General features: G+C 59.0%; 7 protein-coding genes, 7 pseudogenes and 1 riboswitch. Of the genes and pseudogenes, 11 read left to right on the forward strand and 3 right to left on the reverse strand.

Going from position 1 to position 18,473, the window contains the following annotated elements:
• Nucleotides 1–1,056 precede the first annotated feature (1,056 nt).
• Nucleotides 1,057–2,102 (forward strand): annotated as a pseudogene (locus ACVIGA_RS28090) (IS3 family transposase).
• Between the two features lie 37 nt (nucleotides 2,103–2,139).
• On the opposite strand, the pseudogene ACVIGA_RS28095 reads toward ACVIGA_RS28090, so the two are convergent.
• Nucleotides 2,140–2,529: pseudogene (locus ACVIGA_RS28095) on the reverse strand (ISL3 family transposase); the annotation flags it as partial.
• On the opposite strand from ACVIGA_RS28095, the pseudogene ACVIGA_RS28100 reads away from it, so the two are divergent.
• The 6 genes and pseudogenes from ACVIGA_RS28100 to ACVIGA_RS28125 all read left to right on the forward strand — a co-directional run.
• A pseudogene (locus tag ACVIGA_RS28100) lies at nucleotides 2,527–3,298 on the forward strand (NEL-type E3 ubiquitin ligase domain-containing protein); the annotation flags it as partial. The pseudogenes ACVIGA_RS28095 and ACVIGA_RS28100 sit on opposite strands and share 3 nt — an antisense overlap.
• A 330-nt stretch (nucleotides 3,299–3,628) precedes the next feature.
• Nucleotides 3,629–5,128 carry an IS21 family transposase gene (gene istA, locus ACVIGA_RS28105; RefSeq protein ID WP_166309211.1) on the forward strand — a complete coding sequence of 500 codons (1,500 nt, stop codon included), beginning with the start codon at nucleotides 3,629–3,631 and terminating at the stop codon, nucleotides 5,126–5,128.
• Nucleotides 5,128–5,991 carry an IS21-like element helper ATPase IstB gene (gene istB / locus ACVIGA_RS28110; RefSeq protein ID WP_166107168.1) on the forward strand — a complete coding sequence of 288 codons (864 nt, stop codon included), beginning with the start codon at nucleotides 5,128–5,130 and terminating at the stop codon, nucleotides 5,989–5,991. Before istA ends, istB begins: the two co-directional genes overlap by 1 nt.
• 233 nt (nucleotides 5,992–6,224) lie before the next feature.
• Nucleotides 6,225–6,471: pseudogene (locus ACVIGA_RS28115) on the forward strand (IS256 family transposase); the annotation flags it as partial.
• Nucleotides 6,472–7,716: 1,245 nt separating this feature from the next.
• Nucleotides 7,717–8,306: pseudogene (locus tag ACVIGA_RS28120) on the forward strand (helix-turn-helix domain-containing protein); the annotation flags it as partial.
• A gap of 198 nt (nucleotides 8,307–8,504) precedes the next feature.
• Nucleotides 8,505–9,470: a TauD/TfdA dioxygenase family protein gene (locus ACVIGA_RS28125; protein ID WP_456668693.1), complete on the forward strand. Its 966-nt coding sequence runs from the start codon at nucleotides 8,505–8,507 to the stop codon at nucleotides 9,468–9,470.
• Nucleotides 9,471–10,169: 699 nt separating this feature from the next.
• On the opposite strand, the gene ACVIGA_RS28130 is transcribed toward ACVIGA_RS28125, so the two are convergent.
• Complete coding sequence (locus ACVIGA_RS28130; protein WP_456670903.1) at nucleotides 10,170–10,889, reverse strand: hypothetical protein; 720 nt, start codon at nucleotides 10,887–10,889, stop codon at nucleotides 10,170–10,172.
• A gap of 434 nt (nucleotides 10,890–11,323) precedes the next feature.
• Between ACVIGA_RS28130 and ACVIGA_RS28135 the strand changes: the two genes are divergently transcribed.
• From ACVIGA_RS28135 to hemN, 3 genes are all read left to right on the forward strand, one after another.
• Nucleotides 11,324–12,124: a cyclic nucleotide-binding domain-containing protein gene (locus tag ACVIGA_RS28135; protein ID WP_456668694.1), complete on the forward strand. Its 801-nt coding sequence runs from the start codon at nucleotides 11,324–11,326 to the stop codon at nucleotides 12,122–12,124.
• A 120-nt stretch (nucleotides 12,125–12,244) separates the two neighbouring features.
• Nucleotides 12,245–12,406: a hypothetical protein gene (locus tag ACVIGA_RS28140; RefSeq protein ID WP_456668695.1), complete on the forward strand. Its 162-nt coding sequence runs from the start codon at nucleotides 12,245–12,247 to the stop codon at nucleotides 12,404–12,406.
• Nucleotides 12,407–12,660: 254 nt separating this feature from the next.
• On the forward strand, nucleotides 12,661–14,013 hold the full coding sequence (gene hemN, locus ACVIGA_RS28145) for an oxygen-independent coproporphyrinogen III oxidase (RefSeq protein ID WP_166104083.1): 1,353 nt from the start codon (nucleotides 12,661–12,663) through the stop codon (nucleotides 14,011–14,013).
• 736 nt (nucleotides 14,014–14,749) lie between these two features.
• On the opposite strand, the pseudogene metE reads toward hemN, so the two are convergent.
• Nucleotides 14,750–17,092 (reverse strand): annotated as a pseudogene (metE, locus tag ACVIGA_RS28150) (5-methyltetrahydropteroyltriglutamate--homocysteine S-methyltransferase).
• Nucleotides 17,093–17,193: 101 nt separating this feature from the next.
• Nucleotides 17,194–17,390: riboswitch (cobalamin riboswitch) on the reverse strand.
• 888 nt (nucleotides 17,391–18,278) lie between these two features.
• Here metE and ACVIGA_RS28155 point away from each other — a divergent pair.
• Nucleotides 18,279–18,470: pseudogene (locus tag ACVIGA_RS28155) on the forward strand (helix-turn-helix domain-containing protein); the annotation flags it as partial.
• Between the last annotated feature and the right edge of the window lie 3 nt (nucleotides 18,471–18,473).

Here is an 18,473-nt window from a genome sequence, read left to right on the forward strand (position 1 = left end):
CCGGATTCTGATCGCCGAATCACTGCGCTTTAGCTCACTCGCGATCTCTTGCGCAGCTCGCGCGGCTTCCCGCAGTTCGAATACCCGCTGGTCGTCCAGCTTAGTCCATCGGGTAAATCGCTTACCTAGCAACCCCGCCTAAAAGCAGTCATTTATCTGGGTTCTCCCCGACTAAATTCGTGTCCTACCGCTGTGCGACGTCAGTGCTTGCCTGACAAGCTCGCGAACTCTTACGCGATAAGGTCTCGTCTGAGAAGGCTAACCCGTTTGTTCAGTGCTCGGCGCAACGCATTGCCCTCATCTGTCGTCATCCTGCCAGCGGACCGCTCGGACACACAATCCATCATGACCCGTTGAATCTGGACCAGTTTCATACTTTCGATCTGGGCAATGCGCTTCTTAACTTCGGCGTGCAAGCAGGCAGTCTTTCTAGACATCGTCAGATCCTGATGCTCCACGGAGTCCAGCCCGAAAGGCTAACCACGTTTGACGGTACAGCATCAACATTGGATCGGGCTCCTACCTTTTCTGGGGGGCCCGTCGCTTCCTGGCCACTCATCCTCTATTCATCCTCGGGGCGGCCCGGGCTAAAGAAGGGCACGGCCCGTCGTCACCCAGCGCTCAATCTAGCGGATTGCGGTCGAGGCGCCGAGACCGAGCACCCGCGCCGTTTCCGTCTGCTCTCGCCGTCTTCGACTAGCGCGACCGCCCGCGCCCTGAGATCCTTCGAGTACCCCTTCGCCATCGCGACCTCGCCATTGCTTGTCAAAGCAACCCGAATCTGATTAGCGCGCCTCAGGGACCGCCTTTATTTGTTCCGATTCACATCAACCGAAAACCGCTCTAGCCTGAAGGAGATCGAGCTTAGCGCGCCCGTACATCTGCCGTTTGACCAGCTTGAGTTTCCTGAGCTTCCACTTGGCCATTGGACCATGGTTGCGTGTGAACTTCCTCCGAATGAGTGTACACCTGTAGTAGGCTCAATGAGCCCGGAGGTGTCGAATGTAACCTCAACGTCGGTCGTTTACCGAGGATTACAAGCGCCAGGCGGTCGAACTGGTGGTGTCGAGCGGTCGCTCGATCGGGTCGGTTTCCAAAGAGCTGGGTCTGCGCAACTCGGTGCTGCGGCGCTGGGTAGATAAGCTCCGGCAGGAGCCGGCATCGGCGGCGTGGCGCCCCACCACGCAGGCGACGCCGATGTCGGCGACCAGGCTTCGATCGCGATCTTTGCCGGAACCCGGACATGAGCTTTCGCTTCATCGAGGACCACCGCGAGACCTATCCGATACGCTTGATGTGTGCCGTGCTCGAGGTCTCGCCGGCGGGCTATTACGCATGGCGCGAGCGCCCGGTGAGCGCGCGTGCGGGCTCCAATTCCACGCTCCTGGCCGAGATCCGGCAGGTCCATCACGACAGCGGTCAGCGCTATGGCAGCCCGCGGGTCTATGCCGCTCTGCGGACCCAGGGACGGGGCGCCAGCCGCGGCCGGGTCGAACGGCTGATGCGTCGATATGGCATTCGAGCGCTCATGGCGCGACCCCGTCGGGTTCGCACCACCGACAGTCGTCACGATCTGCCGATCGCGCCGAACCTGATCGCGCGTGACTTTACCGCCGCAGCGCCAAACCGGGTCTGGCTCGCCGATATCAGCTACATCCCGACCGCGGAGGGCTGGTTGTACCTGGCGGCCGTCATGGACATGTTCAGCCGAAAGATCGTCGGGTGGGCGATGCGGGATCACATGCAGGTCGAACTGCCATCCGCGGCTCTGGCAATGGCCATCAAGCAGCAACGCCCGCAGCACGGGTTGATCCACCACTCCGATCGCGGTGTGCAGTATGCCTCACGCCCATCGCGACGCTTTCACGGGCGCCGGCATCACCGCATCGATGAGCCGCAAGGCCGATTGCTACGACAACGCCCCGATGGAGAGCTTCTTTCATACGTTGAAAACCGAGCTCGTCCATCATCGCGACTACAACACCCGCGCCGAAGCCCAGCGCGATATCTTCGCCTTCATCGAGGGCTTCTACAACCGCACCAGGCTCCACTCCGCCATCGGATATATCGCCCCGATCAAAACGGAGCTAAAAGCCGCTTAAACCCGTCCACTTTTTCGGGGGAAGATCAGTGTTAGCCGTGCACCGCGCCCTTATCTTTGGCGATGCCATTCGCGAACGAGCCAATGAGGCTCCGCTTGGATTCATCTATCCAAGGTTCGAACTCGATCTCGCCCCTCTTTCTGATCATCGCGTGGAAGCGGCCAACGAGAGCGTGGGCATCGGCCAGCATAGGAACGCTTTGTTCAATACCGGCATCCGTTACGGTCTCGGCCTTGCTTAGGTGGTCGCGCTTCGTCGTCAACAACTGCGCGATCGTCCTGGCGGCGGGGACCTCGTGCAATTGTTGACGGCTGATAGTCTCGGCGCGTCGCCGTCGCGTGGCCCATTCCGCCACCGCGCGCAGTGATCCCTTAAAGCCTTGCCCTCTCAAACGGCGCTAGAGTTCGGCACCGTTGCGACAGCCGCCTGGTTCCTAGAGGGGCTACGAGAGACCGTTAACTATGGCAATCACGAGTTTCGGCAGAGAGTGGCTGATGATCTGCGGCAGGCGGCGGCCAATCCGAGATTGCGCGAGCAGTTTTTTACACAGGCTTCCGAGGCCAACGCGAGCTGCGAGGATCGAGTTACCTTGCACTGGAACGGTATGCAGACCGCGCGCCTCAACGCTGATGTCGAGGCGCGGCGTCTATGACGATCGTCTTGGCGAACTGATCCAGCGCGGCCGTGTTGCGTTCCGCTTGGAGGCGCTTGACGAGATCGCGCGCGACAGGGTCAACTCGCTCCTCAGCCTCGACCCAGACATAGACGACGTGGAAGTCTACTTGGCCTATCAACATCGGCTGCGCGAGCCGCTGGAGCTCAGTCACGTCGCCCCTGACATGCGCTTCCTGGCGGTCTCTCGCGTAAGCGAGGATGATGCGACGGAGGCGCTGGACCTGGTCCGGGAGAGGGAAGCGAACCAATTCACCGACTATATGGCCACCCGCTGGCAACCTTGGGAGACGGTGCTGAGGCGCATCGCACCGGACGAACATGCAGCGATGCAGGACCGGCTTGTCGAAGCCATGGGCGAAGAGTTTCAAAGCCGTCTGGATCAGCGACTGGCCGAACATGGTCTGGTAGGCGACGTCGATGCCGAGCGGGTGCTCGGAGCCCAAGTCCGAAACCAAATCGCAGCCGAGATAAAAGGCGAGGTCATGCACCGGCTGCTCGCAGAGCGTGGCCTAGAACTGTGAGACTTCCCTCTTGGAAGCCGACATGAAGCTTTGCCACGCCGAGCTGGCCGAAGAGAATCAGCTCCGTTTTCTGGTCCTGGCATCGACAGGCGTGAGCCTGTCAGAGGCATTAGAAATCAACAAAGAATTCGAAGAACGAACTTGTAGGTACACCTTTGTTGGAATGAAGTCCTTGACCTCCAAAAGGCGCACTCCTTTCCGAAAGTCCTGCGTCTCCGCTGTGTTTCGGCATGGAATAAGGACCCCGTTTCGGGGTGATCGGCATCCAATCGGGACCCCGGGATAAGGGTCCACAGTGGCTTCCATCGAGTCATGGAAGCCGAGGTTGGGATGCTGGTGGTGGAGACGATTGGTAAGATCCGTCGCGCCTACTTTGTTGATGGTCGTCCGATCAAGGCGATCTGCCGAGAACTTGGCGTATCGCGGAAGGTGGTTCGCAAGGTCATTCGTTCTCAAGCGACGGAGTTCCGGTACGAGCGCGAGACGCAGCCGCTCCCGAAGATGGGTGCCTGGAGTGCCGAGCTTGATCGGTTGCTGGCAGGGAATGAGAGCAAGGCGGCGCGGGAACGGCTGACGCTGATCCGGCTATTCGAGGAACTCCGCGGCCTGGGTTATGCCGGCGGCTATGATGCGGTTCGTCGATACGCCCGACGGTGGACCAAGGAACGCGGCACCTCGACAGCGTCGGCTTATGTGCCGCTGAGCTTTGCACCAGGCGAAGCCTACCAGTTCGACTGGAGCCACGAGGTGGTCCTGCTGAGCGGCACCACGGTGATGGTGAAGGCTGCTCATGTTCGGCTCTGTCACAGTCGCATGCTGTTCGTGCGGGCCTATCCGCGGGAGACGCAGGAGATGGTGTTCGACGCCCACGACCGGGCATTCGCCCTGTTCAAAGGCACCTGCACCCGCGGCATCTACGACAACATGAAGACCGCGGTGGAGACGATCTTTGTCGGTAAAGGCCGTCTCTACAATCGCCGCTTCCTGCAGATGTGCAGCCACTATCTGGTCGATCCGGTCGCCTGTACGCCAGCGTCGGGCTGGGAGAAGGGGCAGGTCGAGAACCAGGTCGGGCTGGTCCGGGAGCGCTTCTTCACGCCGCGGCTGCGGTTCAAAAACCTCGACGAGTTAAACGCCTGGCTGCTCGACAAGTGCATCGCCTACGCCAAGGCTCATCGCCATCCGGAGCTGGTCGATCAGACGATCTGGGACGTGTTCGAAGCCGAACGCCCCAAACTCGTTCCCTATGCCGGCCGCTTCGACGGCTTCCATGCGGTGACAGCATCGGTCTCGAAGACCTGCCTGGTGCGCTTCGACAACAACAAGTACTCGGTCGCAGCCAGTGCAGTCGGACGACCGGTCGAGGTTCAAGCCTATGCCGATCGCATCGTGATCCGTCAGGATGGACGTATCGTTGCCGAGCACCCGCGATCCTTTGGCCGCGGCGATACCGTCTACGACCCCTGGCATTATGTGCCGGTGCTCGCCCGCAAACCCGGCGCCTTGCGCAACGGTGCTCCCTTCAAAGACTGGGTGCTGCCGGCCGCGATCGAGCGGATCCGGCGCAAGCTGGCCAGCACCGACGATGGCAATCGGCAGATGGTCGACATCCTCACCGCGGTGCTGACTGACGGTCTGTCCGCGGTGGAAGCGGCTTGTGCCGAAGCGCTCAGTCACAGCGTCCATTCCGCCGATGTCGTTCTCAATATCCTGGCCCGTCAACGTGAACCCGCCCCACCGGCCAACATCATGACGCCGGCCGCACTGACGCTCCGTCATGCACCGATCGCCGATTGTGCCCGCTACGACAACCTCCGGAGGACCATCTGATGGAACGAACCCAAATCTTCGACCTCATGGGCGAACTTAAGCTCTACGGCATGAAGGCTGCCTTCGACGAGATCATGGCAACTGCCGTCAAGCGCCAGCACGAGCCTCAACGCATTGTCGGCGACCTGCTCAACGCCGAGATCAACGAGAAGCAAGCCAGGTCGATCAAATACCAGCTCACCATTGCAAAGCTGCCGCTCGCCAAGGACATCGCCGACTTCCAGTTCGACGGCACGCCGATCAATCAGACTCTCGTCAATGATCTCGCTGGCGGCGGCTTCATCGCCCAACAACGCAACGTCGTGCTGGTTGGCGGCACCGGTACAGGCAAAACCCACCTGGCGATTGCCATCGCCAGAAGTTGCATCCGCGATGGCGCCAGAGGACGCTTCTACAACGTCGTCGACCTCGTCAACCGGCTCGAGACCGAGACCCGCAACGGTCGGCAGGGACGGCTCGCCGAGCATCTGACCCGCATGGACTTCATCGTTCTCGACGAGCTGGGCTATCTGCCGTTCGCGCAATCCGGCGGTCAGCTCCTGTTCCATCTCATCAGCCGGCTCTACGAGCGCACCTCCATCATTGTCACCACCAATCTTGCGTTCGGCGAATGGCCCAGTGTGTTCGGTGATGCCAAAATGACCACCGCGCTACTCGACCGATTGACCCATCACTGCGACATCGTCGAGACCGGCAACGACAGCTGGCGATTCAAAAGCCGCGACGATGTTCAAACAACCCGCGCTCGCGCCGTCTCCGCAACCCCGACCAGCTCCGACGACCCGAGCGCTACCAGCAGAGCACGCCGATCAAAGGGGTCCCTTTTGGATGCCGATAGGGGGTCCCAGTCGAACGCCGATTGACATCTCCGCCAGCCGAAACAAATACGACGGAACCTATTGACAGGTCGCATCCCGGAGGCGTTGAAGAGGCTGAACAGGTTTCTGGACAATTGCTGAATCGATGATTCGATAAGGTCATCCAAGTGGATCGACCGGATGGGCTATGGGCGAAAGTTGGTGACAGCATGAAGAGGTAAGGCGGCGTATCGTGGTGGTGTTCGAAGCCTCCAGTTTCTATCGAAGGAAGATACGCCGTGACCGACACTAACGGTTTTCAATTTTCCCAGCCAGGAAGTTTCGCGGACCCGCTTACCGAGGTTTTTCGCAACGGCGCGCGAGCGCTGCTGATGGAGGCCGTGGAGGCCGAAGTGGCGGCTTGGCTCGGCAGGCACGCCGCAGGTTACCGATGATGGCCGCCAACGGCTGGTGCGCCACGGCCATCTGCCCGAGCGAGAGATCATAACTGGCATCGGCTCGGTAGCGGTGCGCTGCTCGCGGATATCTGTAGTACTCACAGTTACGCAGGAGAGTGACCGTCGACGCGTGGTCGATGAAGGCTCCGCACGTCCAGCTCAAATTGTCTTCAGGTCTTTCACTCCGTGGTTGACGCTTGCTCTTCAGGAGCGATTCGATGCGCCTCATGCGGCGGCACCGGCCGAAATCAAGTCGAAGTGTCCTGCAAACCTACAACTCAATAGGGTCCGAGTTCAGGACGGTGATGCGTCTGGGCAACTGTTGTCGACTAACTCAAAAATGTCACGCCAAGTCGGCGCGCATCACGCCAAACTACCTGGCATATCGTATCGACGTCCGCGCTTAGAACGCGCAGCCCAAAGGTTGCGGGCATGAAACGCGCGTCAGGCGTCTGAACGATTGCGGAGGATGCCGTGAGGTGGCGGACCTTGCAGCGCATTGGACTGCCATCAACCAAGATCTGTCCTGCGCAGACAATGCTTTTCCGCTCATTCGACATATTTCGCCTTTCCCAATATAGCACCTGCACTTTTGACCGGCGACTTCCGCCTCAAATAAGGCCAGACCATGGTGTCACGCTACTCTCGGCGTCTCTTTTTCAATCCCAGCCAACTTTGCCAACCTCGCATCGTGTGTCCACAATTCTCCACCCGGCGTGCTTCGTGTCGCCGCTGCTGTTCCAAGCTGCAACCTACTCGACCATGACGCGCTCCACATTCCGTAAACCGCGCAGCGCGCCCTCATCATGCCGCTCTTCGCCCCGCCAGTAGCAGATTTGCAGCGTCTTGGACAACGGCCCGCCTCCCTTCTTCTCGCAGCCCTCCAAGCTCCAAACAGCGCGCTTCCGCCTTGCGGGCTACACCCATAGAAGCTTCGACGCTCGGCGCGGCTTGGACTCTTGACAACCGTTTCTGCCGCGGCCCGGCGTGGCGAGCGCAAGGTCCGGCAAAGCCGGCCGGGCCAATCGGCCGTGAAACCGTTGGAGCACAGTATCTTGGCACACCCGGGGACGTTGATCTGCTTACAAGGATGCCGCGGAACTGGATCGACGAGGCGTTGAAGTCGCCGTGACGGCGTCACGACTGCCGCTTTCACATGTCGATTGGACCGCTTATCAACTGAGGTGTATTCCCCTTCGATGACTCTGCGCGATCTCGATTGAACAGGCTTTCTTGTGCTGCTCGAACGAAAGGCTCTCCACACCCGCCTCGATCAACCCCTGCTCACCCTAGCACCCACTTTTCGTGGAACGAGAGTCGTGATTCAAGCGAGATAATACCCGAAGCAAGAGAAGTGCGCTTTTCGAGGAAAGATCGCAAGTGCCTGAAACCTGTTGCCCCTCACCGGTGACATTGCAGCGTGATTTGAAGCGAGCGCGGATACTTCTGTTGGCGGCGGCCGGACGCGGCCCCCGGTCGATCGCCAAGGAAGTTGGGGTCTAGCCGCGGATTGTCAGCCTTTGGCGGCATCGCTATGCTGAGCAACGTCTTGAAGGGCTGCAAGACAAGCCGCGGCCCGGCAAGCTGCGATCTATACGAAGACGACCGACATGCGGATTCTCAAGCTGCTGGATAAGGCGCCCCGCGCAAGGGTTTGCGCGCTGGACCACCCGCCCTCTGCTGGCCGAGGCGCCGGGCGATGTTGATGTCCAATATGTCTGGCGGCCCCTGCACAACCACAAGATTGACCTCGCGGCTCGCCAGTCTGGTGGAAGAGCAATGACCCGAACGTTGCGGCCAAAGCCGCCGATGTAGTCGGCCTTTACGTCGCCCCGCCAGCGAAGGCGCTATGCGTGGACGAGAAGCGCTCAGATCCACGCCTTGGAGCATCCGAAGTTGCTCAACGGCCGCGCCTTGCCCGGCTAGAGCCACGATTAGAAGCGGCATAGTTGCGCCTGAGCTCAGTCCCTGGCCGGCTCGCGCCAAATATTCCAATCCTTTAGTGTCCGTGTCGTACATGGCCGCCTGGGGCGCGGTCCCTTCGCCTGGCACAATGCTTGCTGTGGATCATTCACTGGCTGGGACGAGGAAGCGACGACCAGACGTGGGAGATATGTCACGATGAGTGCAACACCTTTGATCGATGATGTCATTCCGCGCGGCAACGTTGTGAAACGGGCAGCGCGCATCGGCGCCGAAATCAAAGATCTGAGGCTCACGGGCGATTTGCCGACCCAGATCATCGCTGCGATCAGTGGTCTGTTACTCGAGCACAAGGTGATCTTCTTCCGTAACCAGAGCCATCTTGATGATGCTGGGCAGGAGCGCTTTGCAGCTCGGTTCGGAAAGCTGGTACCGCACCCGATGCTCAGTGCTGCCAACGGAACTGCGTCGCTCCTTGAGCTCGACTCCACCCGCGGCGGAGGTCGCGCTGACATATGGCACGCAGACGGGACCTTTGCCGACGCATATCCGAAGATTCTGGTTCTACGAGCCGTTGTAATCCCATCGTTCGGCGGCGATACGCTGTGGTCGAATACAGCAGCCGCGTATCTCGATCTGCCGCCTCCGCTACAACGGCTTGCCGACGGCCTCTGGGCCGTTCACAGCAACCTCTTCGATTACGCCGGAATGGCCCGTGTCCGCGAAGTCGACAAGAAGCATTTTGACGATGTCTTCACCAGAACCATCTTTGAGACCGAGCATCCTCTCGTCCGCGTCCACCCCGAGACCAGTGAACGCACGCTATTGCTCGGCGCGTTGGTACAGCGTTTTGTCGACATTCCCAAATATGACGGTCAGAAACTGTTCGACTTATTCCAATATCATATCACTGCAGCCGAGAACACCGTGCGTTGGAACTGGACGGAGGGCGACGTCGCGATATGGGACAACTGCGCAACGTTGCACTACGCGGTCAACGATTATGGCGATCAGCATCGCGTCATGCGCCGGGCCACGATCGATGGCGACGTGCCCGTAAGCGTCGACGGCAGGCGCAGCATAACGCGGCTCAAGATCACCAAGCAGCCGCCCTCGATACCGCCCATCATGCTCCAAGCTGGACAATCGAGCGAGCCTGGCTGAACGGAGCTGTTCCCGCTGAGTCCCACTGGTTGACTGCTCCCGCTGAAATCGTCTGAGGTCCAGCGCACGCGCCCCATACGTCGTTGTTCCCAGAGTAGTCACGTGAAAAGTTGCCGTATGGATCGCTCGAGCTCCAAATCGGAGCCTTTGCCGGTACAGTTGGAGCAGATGATGACCCGACTTACACCATTGCGTCGATGACGCAACGTGTTGTGCCGGCGACCTTTGCAGCTGGCCCGCTTGCGCGCGTCAGCTCAATTTTCGCTTTCATCTCCGCATGGTTTGTTCTGGTGGCGCTCACGGCCTGCTTGAATAGAGTTTTGTCCCCCTCTCTGCCGGCGTACTCCGTTGGAATTCCTGGAGAGCCAGCACCGCTTATCCAACTGAAGACCATAAAGCTCTCGCCGGTAGCCTATTTGCGGAGCGGACATCCCAGATTCGCGACGTTCGGTTATAGGCAGCATCGACCTCTTGAGCCGAGGTTCGAATGGTAAGAAGGTTCGCTTTCGAGGAGCTGACGAACTGGAACAGAATGGCCGATCGAACAGCCGGAAACGTGCGGTTGGTGATGCCGATCGCCGATACGCTCGGGCCCGCGGGCTTGCAAGGGGCTGTGCATCCTGACAAGGATCCGAGGTCAAGCCGACATCACGAACCATTGGAGCAGCATGGAGCTTACGCTAGGTGCTTTGCGGAAGTCTAGCGGAAGTATGGCTCGCTTGCATCACCGACGATCGAAGCCCGCAATGCAGCATCTTCTTCGATTCCGAGAATGCCTGAACCGATCGCGCACGAGAGCGCGAGATATGGGTTCATGTCCGCGCCTATTGGACAGGCTGGAGCCCAGCAGCCGGGCACCAACCGCTTGTAGCTATTGAAGTTCGGTGCGGCGAGCACACAGTAAACACTCATGTATTTCAGCTGTCTGCCAATGAATTGACTCATCTGTTTTGAGATACTGCGGAACCTGTCGCGGTCGTGGAACGCATTGTCACCGTCGGACGCAACTGAGATGTGAATATGTCCGGACCGGCCGGGCCATTTCTCAAAAACCTTGGCCATGAAAGTGGCCATCATTCCCCGCGTTTGCGCCCACGCCTTTATCATCGATTTGAATGCGATGCTCGATCCGCGGCCTCCAGCAACACAATAATGAAGTGACGCTTCAATGACGCCAGGCCCCGTTTCAAAGTGCAGCGCGATAAGAGGTATTCTGGCCTTGTCACAAAGCACCAAGATCTCACCGAACAGCTCCTGGTGTGCGACAGAGCGCGCAATCGAGTAACCGAATGGACCACGCGTTAACGGAACCCATTTGTCAAAGGGCTTCTCTTCTATCGTGTCTGCGTTCTCCTTGAACAGCATAAATTCAAACTCGAACCCGGCAGCGCAGCTGTATACACGACCTGCCTGATCGATCGCACGCCTGCAGCGCCCAGGGCGTCAGCCAAACGCGCTTTGTCACGTTGTCGCGATCGCCGCTCCAACAGGCTTCCGGCGGAAAATTGTACGGAGCATTTGGGGCAATACAAAGTCGGCCTTGCTGCAAAAGGTCGTTTCACTCCCGGCATCCCGGTCAGCGGGGTGCACCCTCCTGTCGCTCGCGGCGCACCAAAGCTTCGACCTGCTGGTGATGGGCGGATCCGGCACCTTCGTCCACGGCCGATTTCGGCTCTCCGCCTTAGGATGACCTGGCCAATAATCCTTCTCCAGCCACCGGCCGGCCGCCGCTGTGACAACGCGCATATTGGCGGCTCCCCTCATCAGTTACGCCAGGTCCACCTGGACGACGAGCTTGGTATGATCGGATACGCGCGCACGCGTGAGCCCGAGAACTTGGCTCGGGTGACATATTGATCCGGCTCAACGGCTGGCCTTGCCGCTCTCCGGTGATTTTGGTGGCAAGACTGTCCGTGAGCAGCTCCTCCGGCAGCTCGATCGATATCGACCTGCCACATTCTAAGGCATTGCGCTTCCGCCTAGCCGCACCTTTTCACGAGATCAGCCGACATCCGACTAGCGTCTTGCGCAGGCAGCCGCAGGGTTGTGGTCCGTTTGGTATGATTGCGGCACCGATGCGGTTCACTCGCAACAGCGAGATCTACGGCGAGGATGAGGCAGCTGAATACCTGTATCAGGTGGTGTCAGGTGCTGTGCGAACCTACAAGATTCTGGAGGACGGACGCCGTCAGATTGGTGCATTTTATCTGCCCGGTGACATCTTCGGCTTCGAGGCCAGAGAAAGCCATATCTCTTCGGCCGAGGCGATCTGTGAGACGCATCTGCTCATGGTGAAGCGCTCCGCCGTCATTGTTCGCGCCAGTCACGAGAGGGAGCTCACGCGACAGCTGTGGGACGGTATGGCGCGGGAGCTCTGCCTCTTTCAAGCAACATTCAATGCTCCTGATCGGCAGCGCAGAAGATCGGGTGATGGCCTTTCTGCTCGATATGTCTCGCCGCGCTACCAAGAACGCTGCGATCGAACTTCCCATGTCACGGCAGGATGTTGCCGATTACCTTGGTTGACCATCGAGACGGTGTCGTACGCCTTTACCCAACTTGAGCAGAATGGCGTTATTGCCCTACCGACCTCACGCCGAGTCGAGTTGCGTGACTTCAGATCATCCAGCCGCTATGCGCAGAACTTGGGTTAAGTCGCAAGCCGCGGCGAAAATGCGAATTCTGCAAGAACAGCGCGAACAATTGCGGCGCCGTGAAGGACACTGACCCTTAGCTCGAGCGACCTGCTACCTTGTTCCTCCATGGAGCCTACAATGACCATCGATCTGTTGCTTCGAGAGCATCGCACAACCTCCGATGCGCTAAGAGCGCATATCCTAGAATTGGAGCAAGAAGCTGAAGCCGAACGGAGTTCGGTCGCTCTTTCCTCCGGAATGGCCGGCAGCCCGCTACATGGCCTCACGAGGGACGGCTAGTATCCTTCGGGAGAGGAATACTTTCTCCCTTCGCTCATGCAATTGGATCAAAACGAGAACTGGCTTGCATGCCGCCCAATGCTGCGGCATCACCGCTCATCGCGATCCAGGGACGATATACGCCGTGGGCATGCCCTACCAATCTGGCTTCAGACTCGCCACTGCCATCAGCCACCATTAAACTGACGCAGCGCAAAAACCTATCCGGCGTAAACCTATCCGGCGTATCTGCGATTTGGACCCAGAGAAGAAGAATGCGACCCGACTTGGCAAAATCCTACGGGCAGCACTCCCTGCCACGCTACACCAGCTATCCGACGGCTCCCCATTTCTCGGCGTCAGTTAGCGAATCCGACTATCAAGCGTGGCTCAAGTCGTTAGGCGGCCAGCAGTCCGCCTCGATTTACGTGCACGTGCCATTTTGCCAAAGCATGTGCTGGTACTGCGGCTGCCACACATCTGTCATGAAACGCCAGGAGCCGCTCGCGACCTATGCAACCGCACTGCGAACTGAAGCCTACCTCATTGGAGAAACCATCGGTCGACGACAACCGGTCTCCCATGTCCACTTCGGCGGCGGCACGCCGACGATCATGACACCTGAAACGTTTGCTGATCTGGTCGCCTCGTTGCGCTATTCGTTCGCAATTTTGCCTGATGCCGAGATCGCCGTAGAGATCGATCCACGCATATTGACCGAGCCGATGGCCGAGGCGCTAGGCTATTGCGGGGTCAACAGGGCGAGCCTAGGTGTCCAAAGCCTCGATCCGGTTGTTCAACGGGCCATTGGCCGTCTGCAGAGCTTCGAACAGACCGCAGTATCGGTCGATCTTCTACACCGCGCCGGCATCGGCCGGATTAATTTCGACCTGCTCTATGGGCTGCCCCAGCAGACCGTCGTTTCCTGCCTCGACACTCTCTCCAAATGCCTCGCACTGCATCCGGATCGGTTCTCGGTGTTTGGCTACGCGCACGTTCCTTTCTTTAAGAAGCATCAACGCAAGATCGATGGATCCACTCTGCCCGACAGCGTCGAGCGACACCTCCAATCGGAAACGATCGCGCAAGCTTTGGTCGACGCTGGATATGTACGCATCGGCATCGATCACTTCGCCCTGCCGGACGACAATCTCGCCCTGGCACGGCAGGAAGGCAGGTTGAGGCGCAACTTTCAAGGTTATACGGATGATTCGGCGGACACCCTCCTTGGACTCGGCGCCAGCGCCATTGGCCAGATGCAACAAGGGTTCGTCGCGAACGCTGTGTCGATAAAGGACTACCTTGCTCGCATCGCCGAGGAACGGCTGGCCACCATGAAGGGCTATTTGCTGGCCGACGACGATCGCTTCCGCGCCGAAATCATCGAGCGACTCATGTGCGGCATGGCAGTCGATCTTTGCGAGACATGCCGTCGTTACGGCAAGGATCCGAGCCTGGCCGTCGTCGATCGTTCTCGACTCGCCAACCTGATCGCAGATGGAGTTGCCGTACTGGACGACGGTCGACTTTCCGTGGTCGATGGCGCAGAGTTTCTCGTCCGGAGCGTCGCATCTTCGTTCGACGCGCACCTCCCTGGGTCGAGGGCTACGCACAGTCGGGCGGTTTGAACCGAAGCCAACCCGATCCGGTTCCGATCGGAGATCAACATCACCAAATCGGCTTCTGGTTAGGAGTATCGCGGGGCTGATAGCACGCCGATTTGGCATCCGGTCCCGAGCTATCTACAAGCGTCGTCACACCCACTACGTCGAGCCGTACGTAGATTTCAAACACTCGTTGGAACCGAGGATTCCAATCGGGCGACAACGGTTTGACCAACGACCGACCGAATCTGGCCTAACTCAAGCTGCTCATTTCATTGGTGATGATGAGGTCCTTGCGAGCGCGATTTTGATATGTCTCGGTGATTGAGCGTATTGTTTGCGGGCAGGAGAGCGCACCACGTTTTGCGGCTCGTTGCCTTCCATGGCGATCGCTCCACATCATCGCCCACCCATGCTCGACTCAGCGAGTCGTTGAGACAGTCCTCATCAGCAACAACCTTGGTGTAGTCTTCTAATCCTTGGCTATATTGGGCGCATACCAGGGCATAATTGAGTTACGATCATCCTGTGCCTTAACTGGGACTTAGATTTTCGGCGAATGTCCTCGCCGAGATCGAGCCGTCGGCCGTGCTCCCTCTGCCGATGGAAGTGGCCGCCATGCCTAACAGCGTCGCTCCTCCCAGACTCGACTTCCGCCCGGCCGCTAAACGCGGCCGGGCCTTTTGTATTCACCAAGGCTCTCCCGGGACTATCGAGATCTCCTTAAGCCGATCAGCTCGACGAAAGACCTGACCAAGGATCAATGGCCTATTGGAGCGGATGCAGCGCGCAGTTCGCGGGCCGCAGCGACCATGTTGACAAGTGCCGGGCGAACCTCCTCCCATTTGCGTGTCTTCAAGCCACAATCCGGATTGACCCAGAGCTGCGACCGCTGCAGCCGCTTCAGAGCCAAGGCCATGAGCTCCTTCATCTCGCCGGTCTCGGGAACGCGTGGGGAATGAATGTCGTACACGCCTGGCCCAATTTGGTTCGGATAGTTGTAGTTCCTGAACGCGTCGAGCAGTTCCATCTTCGATCGCGAAGTCTCAATCGAGATGACATCTGCGTCCATGGCAGCAATCGCATGGATGATGTCGTTGAATTCTGAGTAACACACGTGGGTATGAATCTGAGTTTGTTCGGCGACGCCCGATGAGCAGATGCGGAAGCAATCTCCAGCCCACTCGAGGTAAACGGTCCACTGCGCACGACGCAATGGCAAGCCTTCGCGTAGTGCAGCCTCATCGATCTGGATCACGGAAGCACCCGCATTCTCGAGATCTCTAACTTCATCTCGAATTGCGAGCGCAATCTGACGGCAGACTTCGCTTCGGGGAATATCCCCGCGAACAAACGACCAGTTCAAGATCGTTACTGGTCCGGTCAACATCGCCTTCATCGGCCTTTTGGTTAGTGACTGCGCATAGCGCCACCAGTCCACCGTGATCGGCTTCGGCCGCGAGACATCTCCAAACGGGATCGGCGGCCGGACACAGCGCGAGCCATAGGATTGCACCCAACCGTTTTTGGTAAATGCGAAGCCGGAGAGTTGCTCGCCGAAGTACTGCACCATGTCATTGCGCTCAAACTCGCCATGGACGAGCACGTCCAGACCGATGTCTTCCTGCCAACGTACGGCGCGCGCCGTCTCTTCCTTGAGGAACTTGTCGTATTGCTCGTCGCTCATCGCGCCTCGCGCATGCGCCGCCCGGGTATTACGGACCTCTGAGGTCTGAGGAAACGATCCGATGGTCGTGGTCGAGAACGCTGGAAGCCCGAAGCGCTTGCGTTGGATCTCGGCCCGACTGGCAAATGGGCTGGGCCGCCGGCGCATGGCCTGGTTGATCGCACTCAGCCGGACAACGACATTGGCATCTCGGATCTTCGGCGACGTCCCGCGGACGGCTGCGGCACACTCCGATTCCACAAGAGCTTTCGCAACATTCTGGTCGCCTGCGAGTGCCCGCGCCAAGGTCGCAAGCTCACGCATCTTCTGAACCGAGAAAGCAAGCCAGCTCTTGACGTCGGAGGCGAGCCCGGTCTCGAGTTCAACATCGACCGGCACATGAAGCAGCGAGCAGGATGGGGCGATCTGTACGCGGTCCTTACCAAGCTTCGCAATCGCGGAGGCCAGTCGCTGGCGGAACGCCGACAAATTCGATCGCCAAACATTCCGACCGTCTATGACGCCGAGCGACATGACGAGGTCACTCGCCACTCGCAATGATCTGGCTCAATAACTCTGGCGCGCGAACCAGATCGACGTGCAGCCCGGCAACAGGCAGGCGCAGGGCAGCGTCCAGATTGTCGCAGAGGCCACCGAAATAGCTTGCAACCATGATCTTGATGGCCGGCCCTTCCTGCGAGCCGGTCATAAGCATGTACCAAGGATTTTCGCGAACTCTCATCCAGATCAAGGACTAGGCAAGGTTCGTCGAATTGACCCCAATTTGCCCCGCGTTTGGCCAATTCCTTCAAAAGCTCAATATAGACCGGTATCAGGTCATCTAGCAGTGACAGTGGCTGGAACGCAGGATCGGCACTCTTGCCAAGCTTCAAGAATGTAACCGGCCCTTATCAGGACAGGGCGCGTCTGAAAGCCAAGGGCCTTGGCTTCCTCGTACTCCTCGATTGGTTTGCGAGAGGATAGTCTGAAAGTCTGCCCCGGGTGAAATTCCGGGACCATGTAATGGTAGTTGGTGTCGAACCATTTGGTCATCTCCTGCGCGGGTGCGCCATATCCACGCGACGGGTGACCGCAACTCCCATCCTGACCGTCGCATTGTGCCCCGCGTGCCATGGCGAAGTATGTCTTGAGCGAAATGGATCCGGCATTCGGCTCGTAGGCTTCTGGCATGGCACCAACCATGACACTGGTGTCGAGCACCTGGTCGTACAGTGAGAAATCGTTCGATGGGATCACGGTGACACCGAGAGACCTCTGGCGAGCCCAATTTGCGGCACGTAGGCCAGCTGCATCCTCGAGCAACTGCTGTTCGGCGATTTTTCCGGCCCAGTAAATTTCGAGCGCAACCTTGAGCTCTCGCCTTGGACCGATGCGTGGCGTTCCGAGTGTGGCAACCGGAAGAGAGAGAAGAGACATAGCGTTAACCCCATATTGGTGGCAAAGGCCATGGCGGACGCAGGCAGAAGAAGCCGCGCGAGCGACCGCTGCTTGGCGCACCACCGGGACACCCGCCGGTGGACGAAGATAGTGGCGGGGCAGGGCTCCTGGCTCGCGGCTCAGCGCTGCTATCCGGTCTTCCCGAAACCGTCAGGCTTCAGTGCCTTCGTTGGACAGCTCGCCACTCACAGTTGCGGGGACAGCGCCGGAATTGACACCGGCTTCCCTCTTAGCTCCGGCCTAATGAGACCGGAGAACCTCGACACCTTCAATTATCGGCAAAAGGGATATTCCGTCAACCTCGCGTCATGTTGCGATCTGCTAATGTGCCTAGCGGCATGCCCCCCGTTCATACTCGATGCAGAAGTCGCTCTACAATCACGGACATCGGATGACATCCCGAAAGTCCCTCCGCGTGGGCAGCGACAAATCCGAATACGCCGCCTTTGCACCGAGGACCACTTGGTCGAACAGACGGCTTTCATGCAAGCTGGCCCCGGTTCATCGCGCACGGCGCGCTGCGCTGCCTTCTCCAAGCAATCAACGATCCACCGAATAAGATAGCATACGCGGCGCGAGGTGGTTCTGTGATGCCAGCCATTTCTGGTAGGCGTCACTCGGACATTTTTTGGCGATACTGCCCAGGCAAGCATATCAACCAAACCAAGGAGACCGGCTCGCAATGAAAATGGCTGTTTGGAGTGCCCTCGGTGTCTTTGCTGTTGCCGTCTCGGCGGTCGGCCTGTTCGGGTTGATGGTAAGACCGCTCTTGAGTAACACCGCTCGACAGTTTCTCTCGAAACTATTGATCGGCTCAAGCCGAGGCTAGCACGGCTCGGCGCCTCTACCTGCTTGCGGAGGACAGGACTTGCGTCGAGGCCGCATCTTCCGGTCGATTGAAGAGCACGATATGCGCCGGCCGACACGAGCGATCGCGCATGCCAGCGAGTAAATGCCCGCCTGCTTAAAGCGTGCACTTCGGCGGCGTCTGTTCCAAACGCCCGGCGCTGATGGGCGGTTTCGTATCGTTGTGGGCCTTTGAGTGCCAAGCACATCTGCCTGGCGCTGCAACTAGAGCATTTCATTGCTTAACTGAATCGGAGGGAATTCCGGTTTTTGGCGGTTTATGATTCAAGATGCTGACTGGATTGGAGGCCAGCATCGCATGACCCGACCTCTTTCCCTGGATCTTCGCGAGCGTGTGGTGGCGTCGGTTTTAGCGGGCGAGAGCTGCCGATCTGTGGCGGAACGGTTTGGTGTTGCGGTCTCGTCGGTTGTGAAGTGGTCACAGCGGCAGCGGGCGACCGGCTCGGTTGCGCCTGGCAAGATGGGCGGTCACCGCAAGCCCGTGCTTGATCTG

The sequence above is a fragment of the Bradyrhizobium sp. USDA 3240 genome (assembly GCF_054063295.1).